This is a genomic window from Streptomyces sp. NPDC040718, from assembly GCF_055593565.1.
The window spans coordinates 163,481-180,184 of sequence record NZ_JBVIXO010000006.1; the positions used below are offsets into that span (position 1 = coordinate 163,481).

The following is a 16,704-nucleotide window of genomic DNA, read 5'->3' on the forward strand; positions in this document are numbered from 1 at the left end:
CCCGGCGGGCCCCGGCGTCCGGGCGGCCGGAGGATGGGCGGGGGGACACGCGACGGGAGCCGACCAGGATGCCGAACACCGCCGGTCACTCGTACAAGGCACGCGGCGCCCTCGCGGGCGTGCTGCTCCTCGCCGGGACCGTCGTCACCGGGTGCGGCGGCGAGGACCGCGACGGGGCGCGCGGCGCCGGAGCCGCGGCGCCGTCCGGCAAGGTCACCGTCGTCTACGAGGACCGGACGGTCGCACCGGAGGACCGCAAGGTCGTGGCGCTGGTCCGGGACTCCCGTGTGCTCCAGCGGCTGGCCGACTGGGTGAACGGGACGCTCGCGCTCCCCCACGACCTGGTCGTGAAGGTCACCGCCGCAGTGCCGCCCGGCGTCACCGACGCCGTCACCCAGCCGGACGGCAGGACGATCTTCATCCCGCCCTCGTTCCTGACCGAGGTCGAGGAGACCTCCGCCACCATCGTGAAGACGGTCGAACGGCCCGCCCCGTTCCCCGCGTCCGACTACAACACCGGCGAACTGACGGTATTGGCCACCGAGTTCGTCTTCGGGCACGAGATGGGCCACGCCCTGCAACGCCAGCTCCTCCTGGCCAACCTCGGCCTCGAGGAGGACGCGGCCGACGGCTTCGCGTCCTTCTACACCGTCAACGAGGTCGGGCCGGGCCCCTCACTGGCCGCCGCGATCCTCTTCGACGAGATCGCCCGCAAGGAAGGCCGGCTCACCCTGGAGAACCTGGCGAGCGACCACCCCGTCACCCAGCAGCGGGTGTTCAACTTCCTCTGCTACCTGGACGGCAGCGACCCGGAGAAGTACCAGCGGCCCCTGGTGGACGGCGGATACCTCCCGAAGACCCGTGCCCCGCTGTGCCCGCAGGCGTGGGCGATGCTGGACAACGGCTGGTGGACGCAGCTCCAGCCGCACTTCGGTGCGGCGTACCGGGCGCGGGGTGACGAGGAGCGGAAGAAGGCGCACGCGCGGCTGATCGCCGAGACGAAGGCCCTCGCGGAGCGGCTCGACGAGATCCGCACCGGCCGATGACCGCATCCGGGGTCCACTCGGCCTCGACCGGATCTCCAGGACACCCTGCCAAGATCATCGGATGAATCAGGCAACACCCCCACAGAGTCCGGAATCGGAGCAGGGCTCCGGCAACGCACTCACCGGATACCCCGCCGCCTACGTGACCGGCGTCGCCTACGAGGCCCTCATCGCGTTCACCCGCGCCCGGCAGGCCGAGAAGGGCTACACCCAGCCCCAGTTCTGGCTGCTGCGGAACCTGTCGGCGAACGACATCTCGCCCGACGGCGAAGGGATGACCCTGCCCGAGCTGCGGCAGGCCATGGCCTCCTACATCCGGCCCGAGGACGACCTGGCGGCGGAGTCCGCGGTGCTCGTGGAGCGCGGCTGGCTGCACCGGGACGACGAGGACCGGCTGTGGCTCACCGAGGAGGGGGAGCGGGCCCGGCTCGAACTCCGGCGCAACGGTCCCGCGATCCGCGCCGCCCTCCACGAAGGCATCGACGAGGCGGACTACGCCACCACCGTGAAGGTGCTCCAGCAGCTGATCCGCAACGCCGGCGGGACGGCCGTCTGACGGACCCGCCCGGCCGGCCGGTTCAGGCCCCCGTTCCGGTCAGGGTGTGCGTGAGGTGGTCGGCGAGGCGGGGCAGCCACTCGGAACGGACGTTGCCGAGGAGGTGGTCACCGTGCGGGACGCAGAGGTGGGTGCCGTACGGTGCCAGCCGGGCCAGGGGCTCGCCGTTGACGACGCCGGGGATGACGTCCGCCTCCCCGTCCACGACCAGCAGGGGCGCCGTGATCCGGGGGGCCAGGTCGGTGAGGTCCACGTGCCGTGCGAAGGCGCGGGCGGCGTCGGCACCCCCGGTGCGGCGGGCCATGATGTCCCGCACCGGCGGGGGCAGTTCCTCCCAGTCGAGGCGGAAGGGCCCGCTGACGGTGGCGACCGCCGCCACCCGCGGCTCCAGGGCCGCCGCGCGGGCGGCGAAGTAGCCGCCCAGGCTGAGGCCGACGAGGCCGACGCGTGCCGCGCCGAGCGCGTCGACGACCCGGCCGACGACCTTCTCGTACTCCGGCCGGAGGGTCGTCGCCTCCGCGAGGACGCCCTGACCCGGGCCGTCCATCGCGAACACGGCCAGGCCCCTGGCCAGCAGCGCGGACGCCAGGTCGAGGAACTCCTCCTTGGCCGAGTCCAGTCCGGGGACGACGACCACCGTGGCGGGCGCGTCGCCCGGGCCGCGCAGCCAGCCGGTGAAGCCGTCGCCGCTCACCCGTCGCGCGCCGGGCTCCAGCGCGCTCAGGGCCCGGCCCAGGGCCTCGTCGGCGCGGGCGGCGGCACGGCCGGCCCCCGCGTGGGGTGCGAGCGTGGCGAGGTGGAACCACCGGGCCGCCATCAGCAGGTGCTCACCCTCGGAGAGGGACGAGGCGGCCCGGTCGGCGCGCGTGAGGTGGCTGTGCGCGGTGCGGACGAGGGCCGGGCCCCAGTCGTCGACGGACGCGAGGGCGCCCGTCACGCGCCGGAACTCGTGGGGGTCGACTCCCGCGCCGGTGGCGCGTGTCCACTGGGCGTCGGCGAACTCGTGGGCGTTCATCGTGCGGTTCCTCCGGTCAGCAGGACGGCTTTGCCGCGGATGCGGCGTTCTCGCAGGTCGACCAGTGTGTCGGCGGTCCGCGTCCAGTCGGCGGTCCGGCCGGTCTCGGGATGCAGCCGGCCCTGCTCCACCAGGCGCACCAGGGCCGCGAGGTCGGGGCCGTAGGGGGCGCCCGCGTAGTGGAAGTGCCGGATCGTGACGCGCTCGGGTCCGTTCAGCAGGTCGAAGAAGTCCAGGGTGACCGGGGTGCGGCCGGCCTGGCCGAACCAGACCAGGGTGCCGCCGGGGCGCACCTTGGACACGGCGGCCGTCAGGGCGGCGCCGCCCGTGGACTCCAGTACGACGTCGAACGGGCCTTCGGCCTCGCTGACGTCGTGCACCAGCCGTGCGCCCAGTGCCGTGAGCCGCTCGCCGCGCCGCGGGGTCGCCGTCACCGCGGTCAGCTCCGCTCCGGCCCCCGCGGCCAGCTCGGTGACGTAGTGGCCGACGCCGCCCGAGGCGCCCGTCAGCAGCACCCGCCGGCCGGCCAGGGAGCCCGCCGTGCGCAGCAGGCGCAGGGCGGTGATCCCGGCGAGCGGCAGGGCCGCCGCCCGTACGCTGTCGATGGTGTCCGGGAGAACCGCGAGCGAGTGGGTGGGCACGGCCGCGTACTCGGCCCAGCCTCCCTGTGCCGGATGCCCGACCACGCGGGTGCCGATGCCGGGACCCGAGCCGTCCGCCGCGGCCTGGACGACGAGGCCCGCGATGTCCTTGCCGGGCAGCCAGCCGGGCCTGGGGCGTTCGAGGAGGAAGGTCTCGCCGCGGTTCAGTGCGAACGCGTCGACCTTGACCAGTGCCTCGTCCGGCTCCGGTACGGGCTGGGGGGCGTCGGCGAAGGCGACCGGCCGCGCCGCGTCCCCGGTGGGAATCAGTCTCTGCATGCCGAGGATGCAACACCGGTGGCCGCCCGCTGATCCAACAACCGGCGCGCGAGGCCGACAACCATCGGTTGTCGCCTATGGTGAGGGCCATGGATCTTGATGTGGCGCAGGTACGTGCCTTCGTGTGCGCCGCAGAGGAACTGCACTTCGGGCGGGCGGCCGGGATGCTCTCCATCTCCCAGCAGGCGCTGTCCAAGCGGATCGCGCGGCTGGAATCCCTGCTCGGCACCCGGCTGTTCGAGCGCGGCGGCACCGGTGTCCGCCTCACCGAGTCCGGACGGCGCTTCCTCGCGCCCGCCCGGCACACCGTGGCCGCCGCCGACACCGCGGTCGCGGCGGCCGCCGGGACCGGCCGGCCGCTGCGGGTGGACGTCTGGGGTCACCTGTACGCGCCGATGCGGACGCTGGCCCGGGTCGCGGCGGGGGCCGGGGAGCTGGTCCCGGGGCACGGCCGTGATCTGCCGGCGGTCGCGGCGGCGCTGCTGGGCGGTGACATCGACGCGGCGTTCGGCCGGGTCCACCCTCCGCTGCGCGGCGGACTGGCGCACCGGCTCATCCGCCTCGAACCCGTGGACGCCGTCCTGAGCACGGCCCATCCGCTCGCGTCCGCGGCCGCGCTGCGGCCCGGGCAACTGCGCGGCAGCGTGCTGTGGGCACCGGGCACGCCGGACCGCCTCGACTTCCTCCACCAGTTCGCCGACCGGTTCGGCATTCCGGACCGGGCCAGGGGCATCAACCTCGGGCTCGCCCACTTCCTCGCGGAGGTGGCCGGGGACCCGCGGCGGTTCTCGCTCGTACCGGCCGACCTCCCCCTGCCGGACGTCCCCGGCCTGCGCTCCGTCCCGCTGGTCGGCCCCACTCCCCTGTACGCCTGGTCATTGCTGTGGCGCACCGGCAACGAGCACCCGGGGCTCGGCCGCCTGACCGCGGCCTGCGCCGCCGAAGCGGGGCGCAGCCGTTGGCTGGAGTACGACCCGGCGCGCGACTGGATGCCCGAACCTCCGACGGGCCGGCCCGCGCTGTGAGGCGCGTCCGGACGGCGCCTCGCGTCCCGAGGGCTGCCGTGCGGTACGGGAACGGCAGCCGCTGCCCCTGCGTCTCATGCGGCGGCGGTGGACGGGCGGCGGAAGGAGCGGGGCCATGCGGGGCGGACGAGGCGTCGGAGGCGGGGTGGTCGCCCTCGCGGTCGGGGTGCCGCTGGTCGTGGCCGGGATCGTGCTGGTGGCCGTCCTCCCGGGCAGCGGCAGCGCCCCCGGGCCGCTGCACCGGGCGGTGGACGCGTACCTCGACGGGGCGGGACGCGGCGGACCCGTGCCGGCCACGGCTCAGGGAAGCCCTTGTCCGGGCGGCGGGGAGGAGCCCGCGACGGCGCTCCGCCGCATCGCGCCGGCGTTCGGACACCGCATCGTGTCCTCCACGGAGAGCGGAGACAGGGCGGCGGTGAACGTGGACCTCGCTCCGCGGGCGGGCGGCCGGGTCGCGGTGGTCCTGGAGTTGCGCCGGAGCGGTGACCACTGGGACGTCTGCGCGGCCTCCACCGGGCACGTGGAGATCGACCCGTTCTGAGCTTCGTGTAACCGGTCTGCGACAGCGGTGTCCTGGAACGAAGACGCCGGGATCCCCTCGCCGCACCTTGGTCTCGTAGTGATCGGACGACCGCCGGGGATCCGGACCGCCTCGGCCCGACCACTGACGACCAAGGGGCTCTTCCATGTCCGGCGACCGCCGCAAGGCCATCCTCGTCTCCGCAGCCCCCATCGGCGGCGCCGTGCTGATGACCGCGTGCCAGGACTCGGACGCGGCCTCGGACACCGGCGCCGCGCAGGGCTCCACCCCTTCCGCTCCCTCCGCCCAGTCCACGAATTCCGCCGCTCCGGCCGGGAAGCCGGGCACCCCGTCCGGCTCGCCCGCGGCGGGCGGCGGCCAGGGCAACGGCAAGGGCAAGGGCTCGGGCGCCGACGACGGCAGTGGCGGGCGGAAGCCCGTCGGCCAGGCCTGCGGCGCCGGCGACATCGCCTGGAGCACCACGTCCGGGAGCCAGGCCGGCGGATACATCCTGATCACCGCCAAGGCGAAGCCCGGGATCACCTGCTACCTGCCCGCCGCGCTGCCGACGGTGGCGTTCGGCTCCGACGGCACCGAGGCGGGCCCCGCGGAGCATGCCCCCGGCCGGCAGATCGAGCTGAGCGGCGGCACGGCCGCCTACACCGGGGTCAACCCGAAGACCACCAAGGAGAACGGCGGCAAGGAACTGGACAGCATCATCGTCGCCGTCGGCAACGACGACCCCGATCCGGTTTCCCTGAAGGTCGGCACGATCACCGTCGACCGCCCCGTCGTCACCAACTGGCACACCTCCCCGAAGGACGCCGTCCCCGTGAAGTGAACGGCCCGTTCGTCCGCACATGGCGTCCTCTCGGCGTACCGGTGGTGAACGTGGCGGCACCTCGATCGAGAGATATGCAGACGTCACCGCTACTTCGCCGGCCGGGACGAGCTGATCACCGAACTCGTCCGCGACGCCTACCGGAGCCTCGCCGACACCCTCCGGGCCGCCTCCGCGGCCGGCGCGGACCTGGCCGGGCCGGCGCACGCCCTGCGCGGCTGGGCCTGGACGACCCCCGGCGGGTACTTCCTGCTCGGCACCCCCCGTCCCCGGCCACCAGGCGGCCGAGGACACCGCGGCCATCTCCGCCGAGATCGTGACCGCCCTCCTCGACGCCTGCGCGGCACCCGCTCCCACCGCGCCGGGAGCGCCGTTCGCCGCCTGCCTGGCGGAGCACCGCGACCCGGGAGCTGACGCCGGTCCGGGGCGGGCGGACGGCCGGATGCGCTCGCCAGGGCGCTATGCCCCCATTGCGTAGATATCCTGTGAACTGTGATCGAGTCCGGACGGCCGCGGCCCCGTCGGCGCCCAGGCCCGGGAAGGCTTGTGCGGCTGTCGCCGGTCATCCTGACCGTCGTCATCGCCAGCCTGGCGTACACCACTCCGCCGGAGATGGCCTTCAGCCGCCTCCTGCCCGCCGCCCCGGCCCTCGCCGCCGCCATGTGGCCGGTGCTCCCCACCGTCCTGCTCGGCACCGTCTGCCTGATCCTGATGATCGGCCTCAGCCTCGTCTTCCCCGACCTGGGGACGTGGTGGACGGCCGCGGGGATCATCGCGGTCACCGTCGCCGCCGCGTACGGAAGCCACCTGCGGCTCCAGCGGGAGCGGACCCTCTTCCAGGTGAGGCTCGTCGCCGACGCCGCGCAGCAGGTGGTGCTGAGCCCCATGCCCCGCCGCTTCGGCGACGTCGCGATCGAGTCGTTGTACCTGGCGGCCGCGGCGGAGGCCCGCATCGGCGGGGACTTCTACGAGGTGGCCGACACGCCGTACGGGGTGCGGCTGCTCATCGGCGACGTGCGGGGCAAGGGGCTGCCCGCGGTGGGGGCGGCCGCGGCGATCGTCAACGCCTTCCGGGAGGCGGCGTACGACGAGACCGACATGGTCGACGTCGCGCGCCGGATGGACGCCAGCAGCACCCGCTACAACGCCGCCTTCCCCGCCGACGGGGCGACGGAGCGCTTCGCCACGGCCCTGCTCGTCGAGATCCCGCACGAGGGCAGGCACATCGACATCCTCAACTGCGGGCACCCCCCGCCACTGCTGCTGAACCGCGGGGAAGTGCGTGTCCTCGAACCCGCCACCCCCTCGCCGCTGCTCAGTCTCGCGGAGCTGATCGGTGATCACTACAGCGTCGACACCTTCGAGTTCGCCCCCGGGGACCTGCTGCTCCTCTACACCGACGGGATCGCCGAGGCCCGCGCCCGCGACGGCGAGTTCTTCCCGCTGACGGCCTGGATGCGCCGGCAGCCCCCGACACCGCCCCGCGAACTGCTCACGGCGCTCCACCGCGACCTCCTCCGCTACAGCAGGGGACGGCTCGACGACGACGTCGCCGCCCTCGCCGTACGCCTGTGTGACCCCTGAGCATCCGCCCCCACGCCGGCCGGGGCACCGAGCCCGCTACCCTGCGGGCATGGTGTCCCCCTCCCGTCCCGGCCGCAGGCGCCGCGTCGCACTGGCGGTGGCCGCCGCCACGGCGGCCGGCGTCTGGCTGTACCAGGACCGGGCCCGGCAGGGCGACTTCGCCTCGGATCCGCACCCCTGCGCGCTCGTGTCGGCGCAGACGGCCCGGCTGGCGGCAGGGCCGGCGGAGGGGGTGGAGGCCGGGTCGTCCTGCACCTGGCCGGGCCCCGGCCCGCAGCCGGTGCTGCAGGTGCAGGTGACCCGGCTGGGGACGCCGGCGGCGCGGGAGGCCTTCCAGCGCGTCAAGGAGGAGTCGCAGGGGAAGACGGGCCCGATGACGGCGGAGCTGTCGGACTTCGGCGACGAGGCCTTCTCCCGCGTCCGGTACCCCGGCGGGGGCCGGGTCACGAGCGAGGTCTACTTCCGCCAGGGCAACGTGGTGGTCGCGGTCCGGTACGCACCGGTCGACGGCGGCATCGACCCGTCCCACGCGGGCGCCTACGAGGTGGCCACGGAGGCGGCGGCCAGGCTCGGCAAGGGGAACTGACGGCCGGGGGACGGCGCCGGACCGCGGACGCCGCGGCGAGTGGTGGACGCGGATGCCGGAGTCGCGGGCCGCTCGGGTGATAGTGGTTCCCACCCGGGCGGTTTCCGCCCCGAACGTACGCACCACACGGGGAGTTCAAGCATGCGCATCCACCGGAGCCGTCACGCGGCCCTGGCCACCTTCGCCGGGCTCGTCCTGGGCCTGACCGGCTGCGAGGGCGGCGGCGCCTCGGACGGGGCGCTCGAGGCGCCCGCGGCGAGTCCGAGCGGGGGCACGGCGCCTGCCGTCGCGCCGGCGCCGGCTCCGACGCCGTCCCGCTCCGAGACGCCGGCGGCCGACGCGGGTCCGACGCGGGAGGGGCAGGACGGCAAGGGCACCGGCGGGCCGGGCACCGACGACAGCTACGCCTACACCCACCCCTGCTCCGCACGGAACATCACCGTCAAGGTCACCTCGCCGCAGGGGTTCCCGGCGACCGTCCGCGTCATCACGGTGACGAACAACGGCTCCACCACGTGCGGGCTCGCCTTCCACCCCGCCGTCGGCTTCAGCGCCAAGGACACCGCCCTCGGCATCCAGGCGACGCCTCCCGATGGCCTCGGCGGCCCTCCGGCGCACCCGGTCCGGCCGGGAGCCACCACGTACGCGGCGGTGGACCTCAACCCGTCGGGCGGCGGCGGACCCGTCGCCGACGAGATCAACATCCTGGCCGATCCGGACCACATGCCGAACGCGGACGGCGTCAGCCTTCCGCTCGCCACGCCCGGTGCCGTCGCCCGTCCGAAGGTCGGCTTGTACCACTTCACCGCCCGCGACTCGTTCAAGACCCTCTAGGACGGGTCCTGGTCGGCGTCCCGCTGCTCGCGCGCCCGTTTGGCGACGACCGCGGCCGCCGCGGCCGCGCTCGCGGTGAAGGCCAGTGCGAGCATCCACCGCTGGTCGAAGGTGTGGCCGGTGGCGTGGTCGAGGGAGTAGCGGCCCGCGCCGGCGAGGCCGATGGCGGCCGCGGTGAACCCGAGGAAAGCCGGGTACTCGAAGCCGCCGGCCTGGGCGAAGAACCCGGCCGGAGCGTGGAAGGACACCGCGCCCGCCATGGCACCCGCCGCCGCGGCACCCGCGGCCGGGGTCGCGAGCCCCAGCACCAGCAGCGCCCCGCCGCCGGTCTCGCCGAGTCCGGCGGCCAGGGCGCTCTGCCGGCCGGGGGTGAAGCCCATGTGCTCCATCGCGGCGGCGGTCTTGTCCAGACCGCCGCCGCCGAACCAGCCGAACAGCTTCTGGGTACCGTGTGCCATGAGCACGGCTCCGGTCCCGGTGCGCAGGGCCAGCAGCGCGAGGTCGCGTCGGTTGATGCAGCTCATCGAAGTCTCCCTGGAACGACGGGGCCGGATGCCGGGAACATCCGTATCCCTTCCGGGCGGCGACGCCCCGCGTACCGGGACAGGTCCGCCGAACGGCCGAACGGCGCGCACCGGGAGCGCGTTCCGGTCAGGCCCTCGCCGCGGCCGTGCCCGCGACCTCCGGGGAAGGGGCGTCGGCGGGGCGCGTCCGGAGCCAGTACGAGCGGGCCGCGACGGTCAGGGCGATGCCGTAGACGGCGAAGGCGGCCATACCGATCCAGCCGACCAGCAGCATGTCGCCCGCGGAGTGGAAGTCGCCGCGCCGCATCGGCGCCGCTCCGGACGTGGCCAGGACCAGGTATCCGACCCCCAGGACGCCGTACGGGGCGAGGGTGGCGGCCCCGAGCAGGGCGGGGGTGAGCGGGAGCCAGCGCGGCACGCGGCGGCCGCGCAGGAAGGGGGTCCAGCGCGGGAAGGCCTGCCCCCACGGGCTGACCAGTCCCCAGAGCAGGAACACGCCGAGGGCGGCCAGCAAAGCGGTGGGGTCCAGGCCCCAGGACTCCAGGGTGAGGAAGAGCCCCGAGGCGCCGTTCCGCTCCGACGCCGCGAGCACCTCGGTACCGGTGGTGCCCGCGAACGTCCCGCCGGACGCCCAGATCAGCTTCATCGCCGCGTACGGTACGAAGGCCAGCGTCCCCGCCCAGGCGGCGAGCCGGATCGGGCGCGGTGCGGCGGACGGCGCCCGTACGGCGGCGCCCGCGGGCGGCCGGCCGGACCGGGCCGTGGCCGCGAGCAGGACCGCCCCGACGGCCGCGAGGGCCTTGTTCGCTGCGGAGGCCCAGCTGTCCGGGCTCTGGCCGAACATCAGCGCGACGACGTCCATCAGCAGGCTGAACGCGCCGGCGCCGGCCAGGGCGCAGAGGACCCAGAGCAGCGCCCGTACCGCCGGCCGGATCCCGTACAGCACCGCCGCACCACTGGCCGACGCCGCCAGCGCGCCCAGCGCCGCGACCGCCCACCCGAGCCCGGGACTCCCCGGGCCGCCTCCGTGACGGGGCAAGGAGGTGCCGGTCAGCGCGCACGCCAGGCCGAAGCCCGTGTACAGCACCGCCCACAGCATCGTCGCCGGGGCCGCCCGGTGCGGCCACCGCTGCCATCGGGCGCTCCGGGGCGCCTTCGTCGTCCGTCCTGCACTGGTCATGCCCCGAACCTCGCACCGGGCGGGGCGTCGCGGCGTCGCCCCGCGGAACGATCCCCCTCCCCCGGCCGGGGGAGGGGGCGCCGCACGGGCCGTCAGTCCACGAGCACGCCGGGGTTGAGGATGCCGCGGGGGTCGAGCGCGGCCTTCGCGGCCCGCAGGGCCAGTGCGAAGGGTTCGGGGCGCTGGAGGTCGTAGCCCGGCCGGTGGTCCCGCCCCACGGCGTGGTGGTGGGTGATGGTGGCGCGGTACCGGTGCAGGACCTCGCCGGCGACGGCCTTGAGGTCGTCCCAGAGTGCGACCTCGCCGCCGGGCACTCCTGCGGCGAGGACGGTGAAGTAGGGGGCCGCGCCGTCCGGATAGACGTGTGTCAGGCGGCAGTTGACGGTGGCGGGGTGTCCGGTGGCCTTGAGCGCCGCCGCGGCGACCTCGGTGCGCACCGCGTCGATCAGGCCGGGGACGCGGTCCCAGGTGGCGGCCGTCTCGAAGGTTTCCGCCACCGCGCCCATCCGGACGAGGCCGTCGCGGAGGTAGGGCATCCGCAGGAAGGCCTCGCGCCACGCGCCCACGGCCTCGTCACCGGCCGGTCCCCCGTCGGCTGCCCGGCCCGGGCCGGTTCTGCCGTCGTGCCGGCCGCCGTGGGAGCGGGCCAGCTCCACGGCGCGGGCGAGCCGGCCCTCCACCGGTTCGTACGCGGACTCGAAGCCCAGGACGAGGACGGCGGAGCCGTCCCGGGCCGCTCCCGACAGGGCTGCCTCGCCCGGGTCGAGGAGGCGGCAGTTGGCGGGTGCGAGGTCGGACTGCGCGAGGTCGCGCACCGCGCGGAGCGCGGCGTGGAAGTCCGTGAAGGCGACGGCCGCGGAGGCCTTGTGCCGGGGGCGTTCCTGGAGGCGCATCCACGCCTCGGTGATGACGCCGAGCGCGCCTTCCGAGCCCAGGAAGAGGCGGTCGGGCGAGGGGCCGGCCCCCGAGGCGGGCAGGCGCCATGACTCGCCGGCGCCGGCGGGGGTGACGACGCGCATCGACTGGACGAAGTCGTCGATGTGGGTGCGCCCGGTGGCGTAGTGGCCGCCGGTTCGGGTGGCGAGCCAGCCGCCGAGGGTGGAGAACTCGAAGCTCTGGGGGAAGTGGCGCAGGGTCAGGCCGTGCGGGCGCAGCTGGTCCTCCAGGTCCGGCCCCAGGGCGCCGGCCTGGATGCGCGCGGCGCGGCTCGTGGCGTCGACCTCCAGGACGCGCCGCATCGCGGTCAGGTCGAGGGACAGCACCGCCCGGTGGGCGTCGCCGCGGTACTCCACTCCCCCGCTGACCGAGGAGCCCCCGCCGTACGGGACGACCGCGGTCCCGTGACCGCCCGCCCAGTCCAGGAGGTCGGCCACCCCCTGCTCGTCGGAGGGACGGGCGACCAGGTCGGGGATGCGGCCGGGCTGCCCGCGCAGGGCGCGCGCCACGTCGCGGTAGGCCTTGCCCATGGCGTGGGCGGCACGGTCCGCCGGGTCGGCGGTGACCAGGTGGGCGAGGCTCGGCGGCGGTTCGACGGCGGGAGCCCCGATGCGGAGGTCGCGTACGTCGGGGACGGGGAGGGGCCGGGCGAGGGTGCCGGGGAGCAGTGCCCCCATCGCGGCGCATTCCGCGTCGTCGGGGTGGGCGTCGGTCCAGCCCCAGCCCCACCAGGAGCGGGTGCGGAGGGCGGGCCGAGGGGTGGTGCCGTCCATGGAGGTACTCCAGAGGTCGCCGTGGCGCGAATTTACCTTGCGGTAAATTACCTACTGGTAAGATCGGCTCATGGCAACCCCTCCTTCAAAAGCCGGCACCAAGGGAGTCCCCCGCGAGCACCGCGCGCGGCAGATGCTGGACGCCGCCACGCAGGAGTTCGGCACCCGGGGCTACGCGGCCGCCTCGCTGCCGGCGATCGCCGCACGGGTCGGCGTCACCAAGACGCTGCTGCACCAGTACTTCGGCACCAAGGAGGAGCTGTACGTGGCCTGCCTGGTACCCGTCGGCGACCGGATCCTGGGGGCCGTCCGCGCGGCGATGGGGCCGGGCGGAACCACCCCGCAGACCCCGCTGCGCGTGCTCGACGCGATCTTCACCGCGCTGGAGGGGCAGCGGGAGGCGTGGTCCGTGCTCTACGACACCACCCTGCCGCCGGGCGGGGAGGCCGCGCGCGTGGCGTCGGAGTACTGGTCGGCCATCGACCGGCTGGCCGCCGCCGGCACGGCCGAACTGCTGCGCGGCGCCGGATCCGCCGACGTACCGGGCGTCGGCCCGTCGGACGTCGACCCGTCGGACGTCGGCCCGTCGGACGTCGACCCGCTGGACGCCGACGCGCTCCTTTACGTGTGGCGGGACCTGGTCGCCACCCTGGTCCGATGGTGGGTCAAGCACCCGGAGCAGACCCCGGACGCCATGACCCGGCGCTGCGCCCGCCTCTTCGCGGCGGCCGCGGCGCTCGCCCCGGACGGCGGCCGCTGACCCCGCGGCGTCAGAAGGCGTAGAGCGCGTTGCCGTTCAGGGTCGCCGACATCTCGCAGGGGTTGGGGAAGGTGTGCTGCCACGCGATGCGGCGGCCGTTCCAGACGCCGTCCGCCGTGACCGTGACGGGGGCGTACTGGCGGGGGCAGGGGCGGTCCGGGGCCGGGGCGGCCAGCAGGCGGTCGAGCTTCCCGCCGGTGGCGCCCAGGGCGTCGCACGCGGCCCTGGGATCGGGGTGCGTGCCCTCGGCGGTGTAGGCGCAGCTGAGGGTGGCGGCCCGCAGGACGGTACCCGTGGCGGCGTCGCGGCCCTGGACGATGCCGAAGACCATGGCGGACGGTCCGTGCGGGGTCGCGGGCGCGGCCTCCGCCGCGCCCGCGGCGCCGGCGAGGCAGAGGAGAGCGGCGGCGGAGACTGCTGCTAAGCGGTGACGCACGACAAGACTCGCTTTCGATTCAAAGGTTGAAACTGGCCCTATCTCTGCTATCCAGCGGCCAGTTGGGGGTGACACTGTCAGATGTGAAAGGTCTCCGCACATCGAGGATCGATTTACGGACGCCAGGTTCGGATATCGGATCCCTGGTGGCGGCGGCGACCGGCTCGCCGCGGGGCCGTCCAGCGTGACCGGATCGGTGCGCCGGCGGGTCGGCCGACAGGCGGACGGCGGGGCGGGCGGCAGCGAAGTGACCCGTGCGTACTGCACGTCGGGGTGGTGACAAACGAGACTGTCGCGGGCTCCTCGCCGCGTGCCACCTTTGCTCCCGTCACCGACCGAGGGAGCAGGAGTGAACAACGGGCACGCGGCCTTCTGCGACGCCGACCGCTGGTTCTACGACGCCCCGTACCGGCGCGCCGGAGAGAGCTTCCCGGCGGCCCTCGCCCCCGTACCCGAGGGCTGGCGCTCGCACCGCAGCGGCGACTGGCTCGCCCTGCGCCCCGTCGGCCTCCGACTCCCCTCCCAGGGCTGGAAGATCCACGTGTCCGCCTGCCTCGACAACGCGGAGTCCGTCCTCGACCGGGTCCACGCCTACTGCGTGGAGCGGCGGACCGCCTTCAAGTTCGTGCCCAGCCGGTACCTGCTGCACCTGCGCAACGCCAAGTACGCGGACCGCGGGGCGAGCGGCAAGTTCCTCACCGTCTACCCCGCCGACGCGGACGCCTGCCGCGGCGTCGCCGAGGACCTGGACGCCCTCCTGGCCGGCGAGCCCGGCCCGTACATCCTCAGCGACCTGCGCTGGAACGACGGCCCGGTGCACCTGCGTTACGGCAGCTTCACCCTGCGGCACTGCTACGACGAGCAGGGCGAGCTGGTCCCGGCCATCGAGGAGCCCGGCGGACGGCTCGTGCCGGAGGTACGCGGCCCGGTGTTCCGGCCGCCCTCCTGGGTGGAGCCGCCCGACTTCCTCCGGCCGCACCTGGAACGGCGCTCCGCGGTCACCCTGGAGGGCATGCCGTACACCGTCGAGCGGGCCCTGCACTTCTCCAACGGCGGCGGGGTGTACGCGGGCCGCGACACCCGCACGGGCGAGCCGGTCGTGCTCAAGGAAGCCCGCCCCTTCGCCGGGCTCGCCGCCGACGGCGCGGACGCCGTGGCCCGGCTGCACCGGGAGCGCAGGGCGCTGGAGCGGCTGGCCGGGCTGGACTGCGTACCCGCCGTCCGCGGCGCCTTCACCGTCGGGGACCACCACTTCCTGGCGCTCCAGTACCTCGACGGCAAACCCCTCAACACCTACTTCGCCCGCCGCCATCCGCTGATCGAGGCCGACCCCGACCCCTCGGAGCTCGCCGCCTACACCGACTGGGCGTTGAAGATCCACGCACGCGTGACGGAGGCCGTCGACGCCGTCCACGCCCGCGGCATCGTCTTCAACGACCTCCACCTCTTCAACATCATGGTCGCGGAGGACCCTGCCACCGGCGAACCCTCCGTCGCCCTGCTCGACTTCGAGGCCGCCGCGCACGTCGACGAGGGCCTGCGCCAGACGGTGGCCAACCCGGCCTTCGTCGCACCGCCCGGCCGGCGCGGCTTCGCCGTCGACCGGTACGCCCTGGCCTGTCTGCGCCTGGCGCTGTTCCTGCCTCTGACCAGCCTGCTCGTCATGGACCGGGGCAAGGCCGCGCACCTCGCGGACATCGCCGCCGCCCAGTTCCCCGTACCCCGTTCCTTCCTCGACGAGGCGGTACGGGAGATCCTCGCCGACCCCTCGGGCGGCGCCCCCGGCGGGCGGACACCCGCCCCCGCCCGGCCGTACCTCCCGGCCCGCCCCGAGGACTGGCCGGCCGCCCGCGCCTCCCTGACGGCGGTCCTGCGCGCCACCGCCACCCCCGGCCGCGAGGACCGGCTCTTCCCCGGGGACCCGGCCCAGTTCGCCACCGCCGGCGGCGGAACGGCCTTCGGCCACGGGGCCGCCGGGGTCCTGTACGCACTCGCCGAGACGGGCGACGCGCCCTGGCCCGAAGCCGAGGAGTGGCTGCTCGCCCGTACCCGGGACCCCGCGTCCGGCACCCCGCTCGGCTTCTACGACGGCCTCGCCGGACTGGCCTGGACCCACCACCGGCTCGGCCACCACGACCGCGCGCTCGCCCTGGTGGAGCGCCTGCTCGACCAGCCGTGGCAGTCCGCCGGCCCCGATCTGCACGGCGGCCTCGCCGGCATCGGGCTCGCCCTCGACTCCCTCGGCACGGCCACCGGCGACGGCACCCTGCACGGCGCCGCCCTGCGCTGCGCCGAGCTGGCCCACGCCGCCGCCCCCGGGCTGAAGCGGGCGGGGCTGCTGTACGGCCACAGCGGGATCGCCCTGCTGCACCTGCGCCTGTACGAGCGCACCGGGGACCCCGAACTGCTCCGGCGCGCCGGGCACTTCCTGCACCGGGACCTGAACCGCTGCGTGACCAGCGCCTTCGGCACCCTCCAGGTGGACGAGGGCTGGCGCACCATGCCCTATCTCGGCGCGGGCAGCGTGGGCATCGGCATGGTCCTCGACGACTGGTCGCGGCACGCGGCGGACGACCGCTTCGAGAAGGCCCGGCCCGAGATCGTGCAGGCCTGCCAGGCCACCTTCTACGCGCAGCCCGGCCTCTTCCGCGGCGCCGCCGGCATGATCCTGCACCTGTCGCGGACCACCGCCCCCGGTCCCGGCACCCGCCCCGAGGACATCGGCCGGCAGATCGAGGCCCTGGCCCGCCACGCACTCCCGTACGAGGGAAGGCTCGCCTTCCCCGGCGAGCAGATGATGCGCCTGTCCATGGACCTGTCCACCGGCACGGCCGGCGCCCTCCTGGCCCTCGGCAGCGCCGCCACCGGCGGACGCGCGCACCTGCCGTTCCTCCCGCCGCCGCGCACCGCGGCGGCCCCAGAGCCGGTCCCCCACCGGGGGGCCGTGACCCATCGGAACACACCAGCGAAGGAAAGGAAGCAGCGATGACCCTTCTCGACCTGCAGTCCATGGAGACCCCGAAGGAAGAGAACACCGAGGCCGCGCAGCTCGGCGGTGGCGGGGGCGGCAGCCGCGCCAGCCTCCTCCTGTGCGGCGACAGCAGCCTGAGCATCACGACCTGTAACTGATCGGGTCCCTGCGGGCCCGGGCGACCCCGCCCGGGCCCG

At 75.0% G+C, this 16,704-nt stretch carries 17 protein-coding genes and 1 pseudogene; 12 read left to right on the forward strand and 6 right to left on the reverse strand.

The window, feature by feature from the left end:
- Window positions 1-68: 68 nt before the first annotated feature.
- Together ACZ597_RS17715 and ACZ597_RS17720 are read left to right on the forward strand one after the other, a co-directional pair.
- Window positions 69-1,046: a DUF4344 domain-containing metallopeptidase gene (locus ACZ597_RS17715; RefSeq protein ID WP_471330566.1), complete on the forward strand. Its 978-nt coding sequence runs from the start codon at window positions 69-71 to the stop codon at window positions 1,044-1,046.
- Between the two features lie 61 nt (window positions 1,047-1,107).
- Entirely contained in the window at window positions 1,108-1,602 is a 495-nt protein-coding gene (locus ACZ597_RS17720) for a MarR family winged helix-turn-helix transcriptional regulator (RefSeq protein WP_471330569.1), read from the forward strand.
- A 22-nt stretch (window positions 1,603-1,624) separates the two neighbouring features.
- Here ACZ597_RS17720 and ACZ597_RS17725 read toward each other — a convergent pair whose 3' ends face one another.
- Both ACZ597_RS17725 and ACZ597_RS17730 read right to left on the reverse strand, forming a co-directional pair.
- Window positions 1,625-2,617 (reverse strand): alpha/beta hydrolase family protein, encoded by a 993-nt coding sequence (locus ACZ597_RS17725; protein ID WP_471330572.1) that lies wholly within the window; start codon window positions 2,615-2,617, stop codon window positions 1,625-1,627.
- A complete protein-coding gene (locus ACZ597_RS17730; RefSeq protein WP_471330575.1) occupies window positions 2,614-3,537 on the reverse strand; it encodes a zinc-binding dehydrogenase in 924 nt (307 codons plus the stop codon). Before ACZ597_RS17730 ends, ACZ597_RS17725 begins: the two co-directional genes overlap by 4 nt.
- An 89-nt stretch (window positions 3,538-3,626) precedes the next feature.
- Here ACZ597_RS17730 and ACZ597_RS17735 point away from each other — a divergent pair, with 89 nt between their 5' ends.
- The 7 genes and pseudogenes from ACZ597_RS17735 to ACZ597_RS17765 all read left to right on the forward strand — a co-directional run bounded on the left by ACZ597_RS17735 (window position 3,627) and on the right by ACZ597_RS17765 (window position 8,927).
- A complete protein-coding gene (locus tag ACZ597_RS17735; RefSeq protein WP_471330577.1) occupies window positions 3,627-4,562 on the forward strand; it encodes a LysR family transcriptional regulator in 936 nt (311 codons plus the stop codon).
- A 115-nt stretch (window positions 4,563-4,677) separates the two neighbouring features.
- Entirely contained in the window at window positions 4,678-5,103 is a 426-nt protein-coding gene (locus ACZ597_RS17740) for a hypothetical protein (protein WP_471330580.1), read from the forward strand.
- A gap of 145 nt (window positions 5,104-5,248) precedes the next feature.
- Entirely contained in the window at window positions 5,249-5,923 is a 675-nt protein-coding gene (locus ACZ597_RS17745; RefSeq protein WP_471330583.1) for a hypothetical protein, read from the forward strand.
- Between the two features lie 84 nt (window positions 5,924-6,007).
- Window positions 6,008-6,338, forward strand: a pseudogene (locus ACZ597_RS17750) (TetR-like C-terminal domain-containing protein); the annotation flags it as partial.
- Between the two features lie 77 nt (window positions 6,339-6,415).
- Window positions 6,416-7,507 (forward strand): PP2C family protein-serine/threonine phosphatase, encoded by a 1,092-nt coding sequence (locus ACZ597_RS17755; protein WP_471330585.1) that lies wholly within the window; start codon window positions 6,416-6,418, stop codon window positions 7,505-7,507.
- Between the two features lie 49 nt (window positions 7,508-7,556).
- Window positions 7,557-8,093: a hypothetical protein gene (locus tag ACZ597_RS17760; protein WP_471330586.1), complete on the forward strand. Its 537-nt coding sequence runs from the start codon at window positions 7,557-7,559 to the stop codon at window positions 8,091-8,093.
- Between the two features lie 141 nt (window positions 8,094-8,234).
- Window positions 8,235-8,927 carry a DUF4232 domain-containing protein gene (locus ACZ597_RS17765; protein WP_471330589.1) on the forward strand — a complete coding sequence of 231 codons (693 nt, stop codon included), beginning with the start codon at window positions 8,235-8,237 and terminating at the stop codon, window positions 8,925-8,927.
- On the opposite strand, the gene ACZ597_RS17770 is transcribed toward ACZ597_RS17765, so the two are convergent.
- The 3 genes from ACZ597_RS17770 to ACZ597_RS17780 all read right to left on the reverse strand — a co-directional run bounded on the left by ACZ597_RS17770 (window position 8,924) and on the right by ACZ597_RS17780 (window position 12,340).
- Window positions 8,924-9,451, reverse strand: coding sequence for a DoxX family protein (locus ACZ597_RS17770; protein WP_471330591.1), 528 nt, complete (start codon window positions 9,449-9,451; stop codon window positions 8,924-8,926). The genes ACZ597_RS17765 and ACZ597_RS17770 overlap by 4 nt on opposite strands.
- Before the next feature lie 127 nt (window positions 9,452-9,578).
- Window positions 9,579-10,631 (reverse strand): hypothetical protein, encoded by a 1,053-nt coding sequence (locus ACZ597_RS17775; RefSeq protein ID WP_471330594.1) that lies wholly within the window; start codon window positions 10,629-10,631, stop codon window positions 9,579-9,581.
- 92 nt (window positions 10,632-10,723) lie between these two features.
- Entirely contained in the window at window positions 10,724-12,340 is a 1,617-nt protein-coding gene (locus ACZ597_RS17780; RefSeq protein WP_471330596.1) for an FAD-binding oxidoreductase, read from the reverse strand.
- Between the two features lie 70 nt (window positions 12,341-12,410).
- On the opposite strand from ACZ597_RS17780, the gene ACZ597_RS17785 reads away from it, so the two are divergent.
- Complete coding sequence (locus ACZ597_RS17785) at window positions 12,411-13,100, forward strand: TetR/AcrR family transcriptional regulator (RefSeq protein ID WP_471330599.1); 690 nt, start codon at window positions 12,411-12,413, stop codon at window positions 13,098-13,100.
- Window positions 13,101-13,110: 10 nt separating this feature from the next.
- Here the strand turns inward: ACZ597_RS17785 and ACZ597_RS17790 are convergent, their stop codons facing one another.
- Window positions 13,111-13,536 carry a subtilase-type protease inhibitor gene (locus tag ACZ597_RS17790; protein WP_471330602.1) on the reverse strand — a complete coding sequence of 142 codons (426 nt, stop codon included), beginning with the start codon at window positions 13,534-13,536 and terminating at the stop codon, window positions 13,111-13,113.
- 349 nt (window positions 13,537-13,885) lie between these two features.
- Between ACZ597_RS17790 and lanKC the strand changes: the two genes are divergently transcribed.
- Together lanKC and ACZ597_RS17800 are read left to right on the forward strand one after the other, a co-directional pair.
- The gene (lanKC, locus tag ACZ597_RS17795) at window positions 13,886-16,525 is read left to right on the forward strand and encodes a class III lanthionine synthetase LanKC (RefSeq protein ID WP_471330604.1); all 2,640 of its coding nucleotides are present in this window, start codon (window positions 13,886-13,888) and stop codon (window positions 16,523-16,525) included.
- On the forward strand, window positions 16,522-16,665 hold the full coding sequence (locus ACZ597_RS17800; RefSeq protein ID WP_125817414.1) for a SapB/AmfS family lanthipeptide: 144 nt from the start codon (window positions 16,522-16,524) through the stop codon (window positions 16,663-16,665). The genes lanKC and ACZ597_RS17800 overlap by 4 nt, the downstream gene beginning before the upstream one ends.
- Window positions 16,666-16,704: the final 39 nt, after the last annotated feature.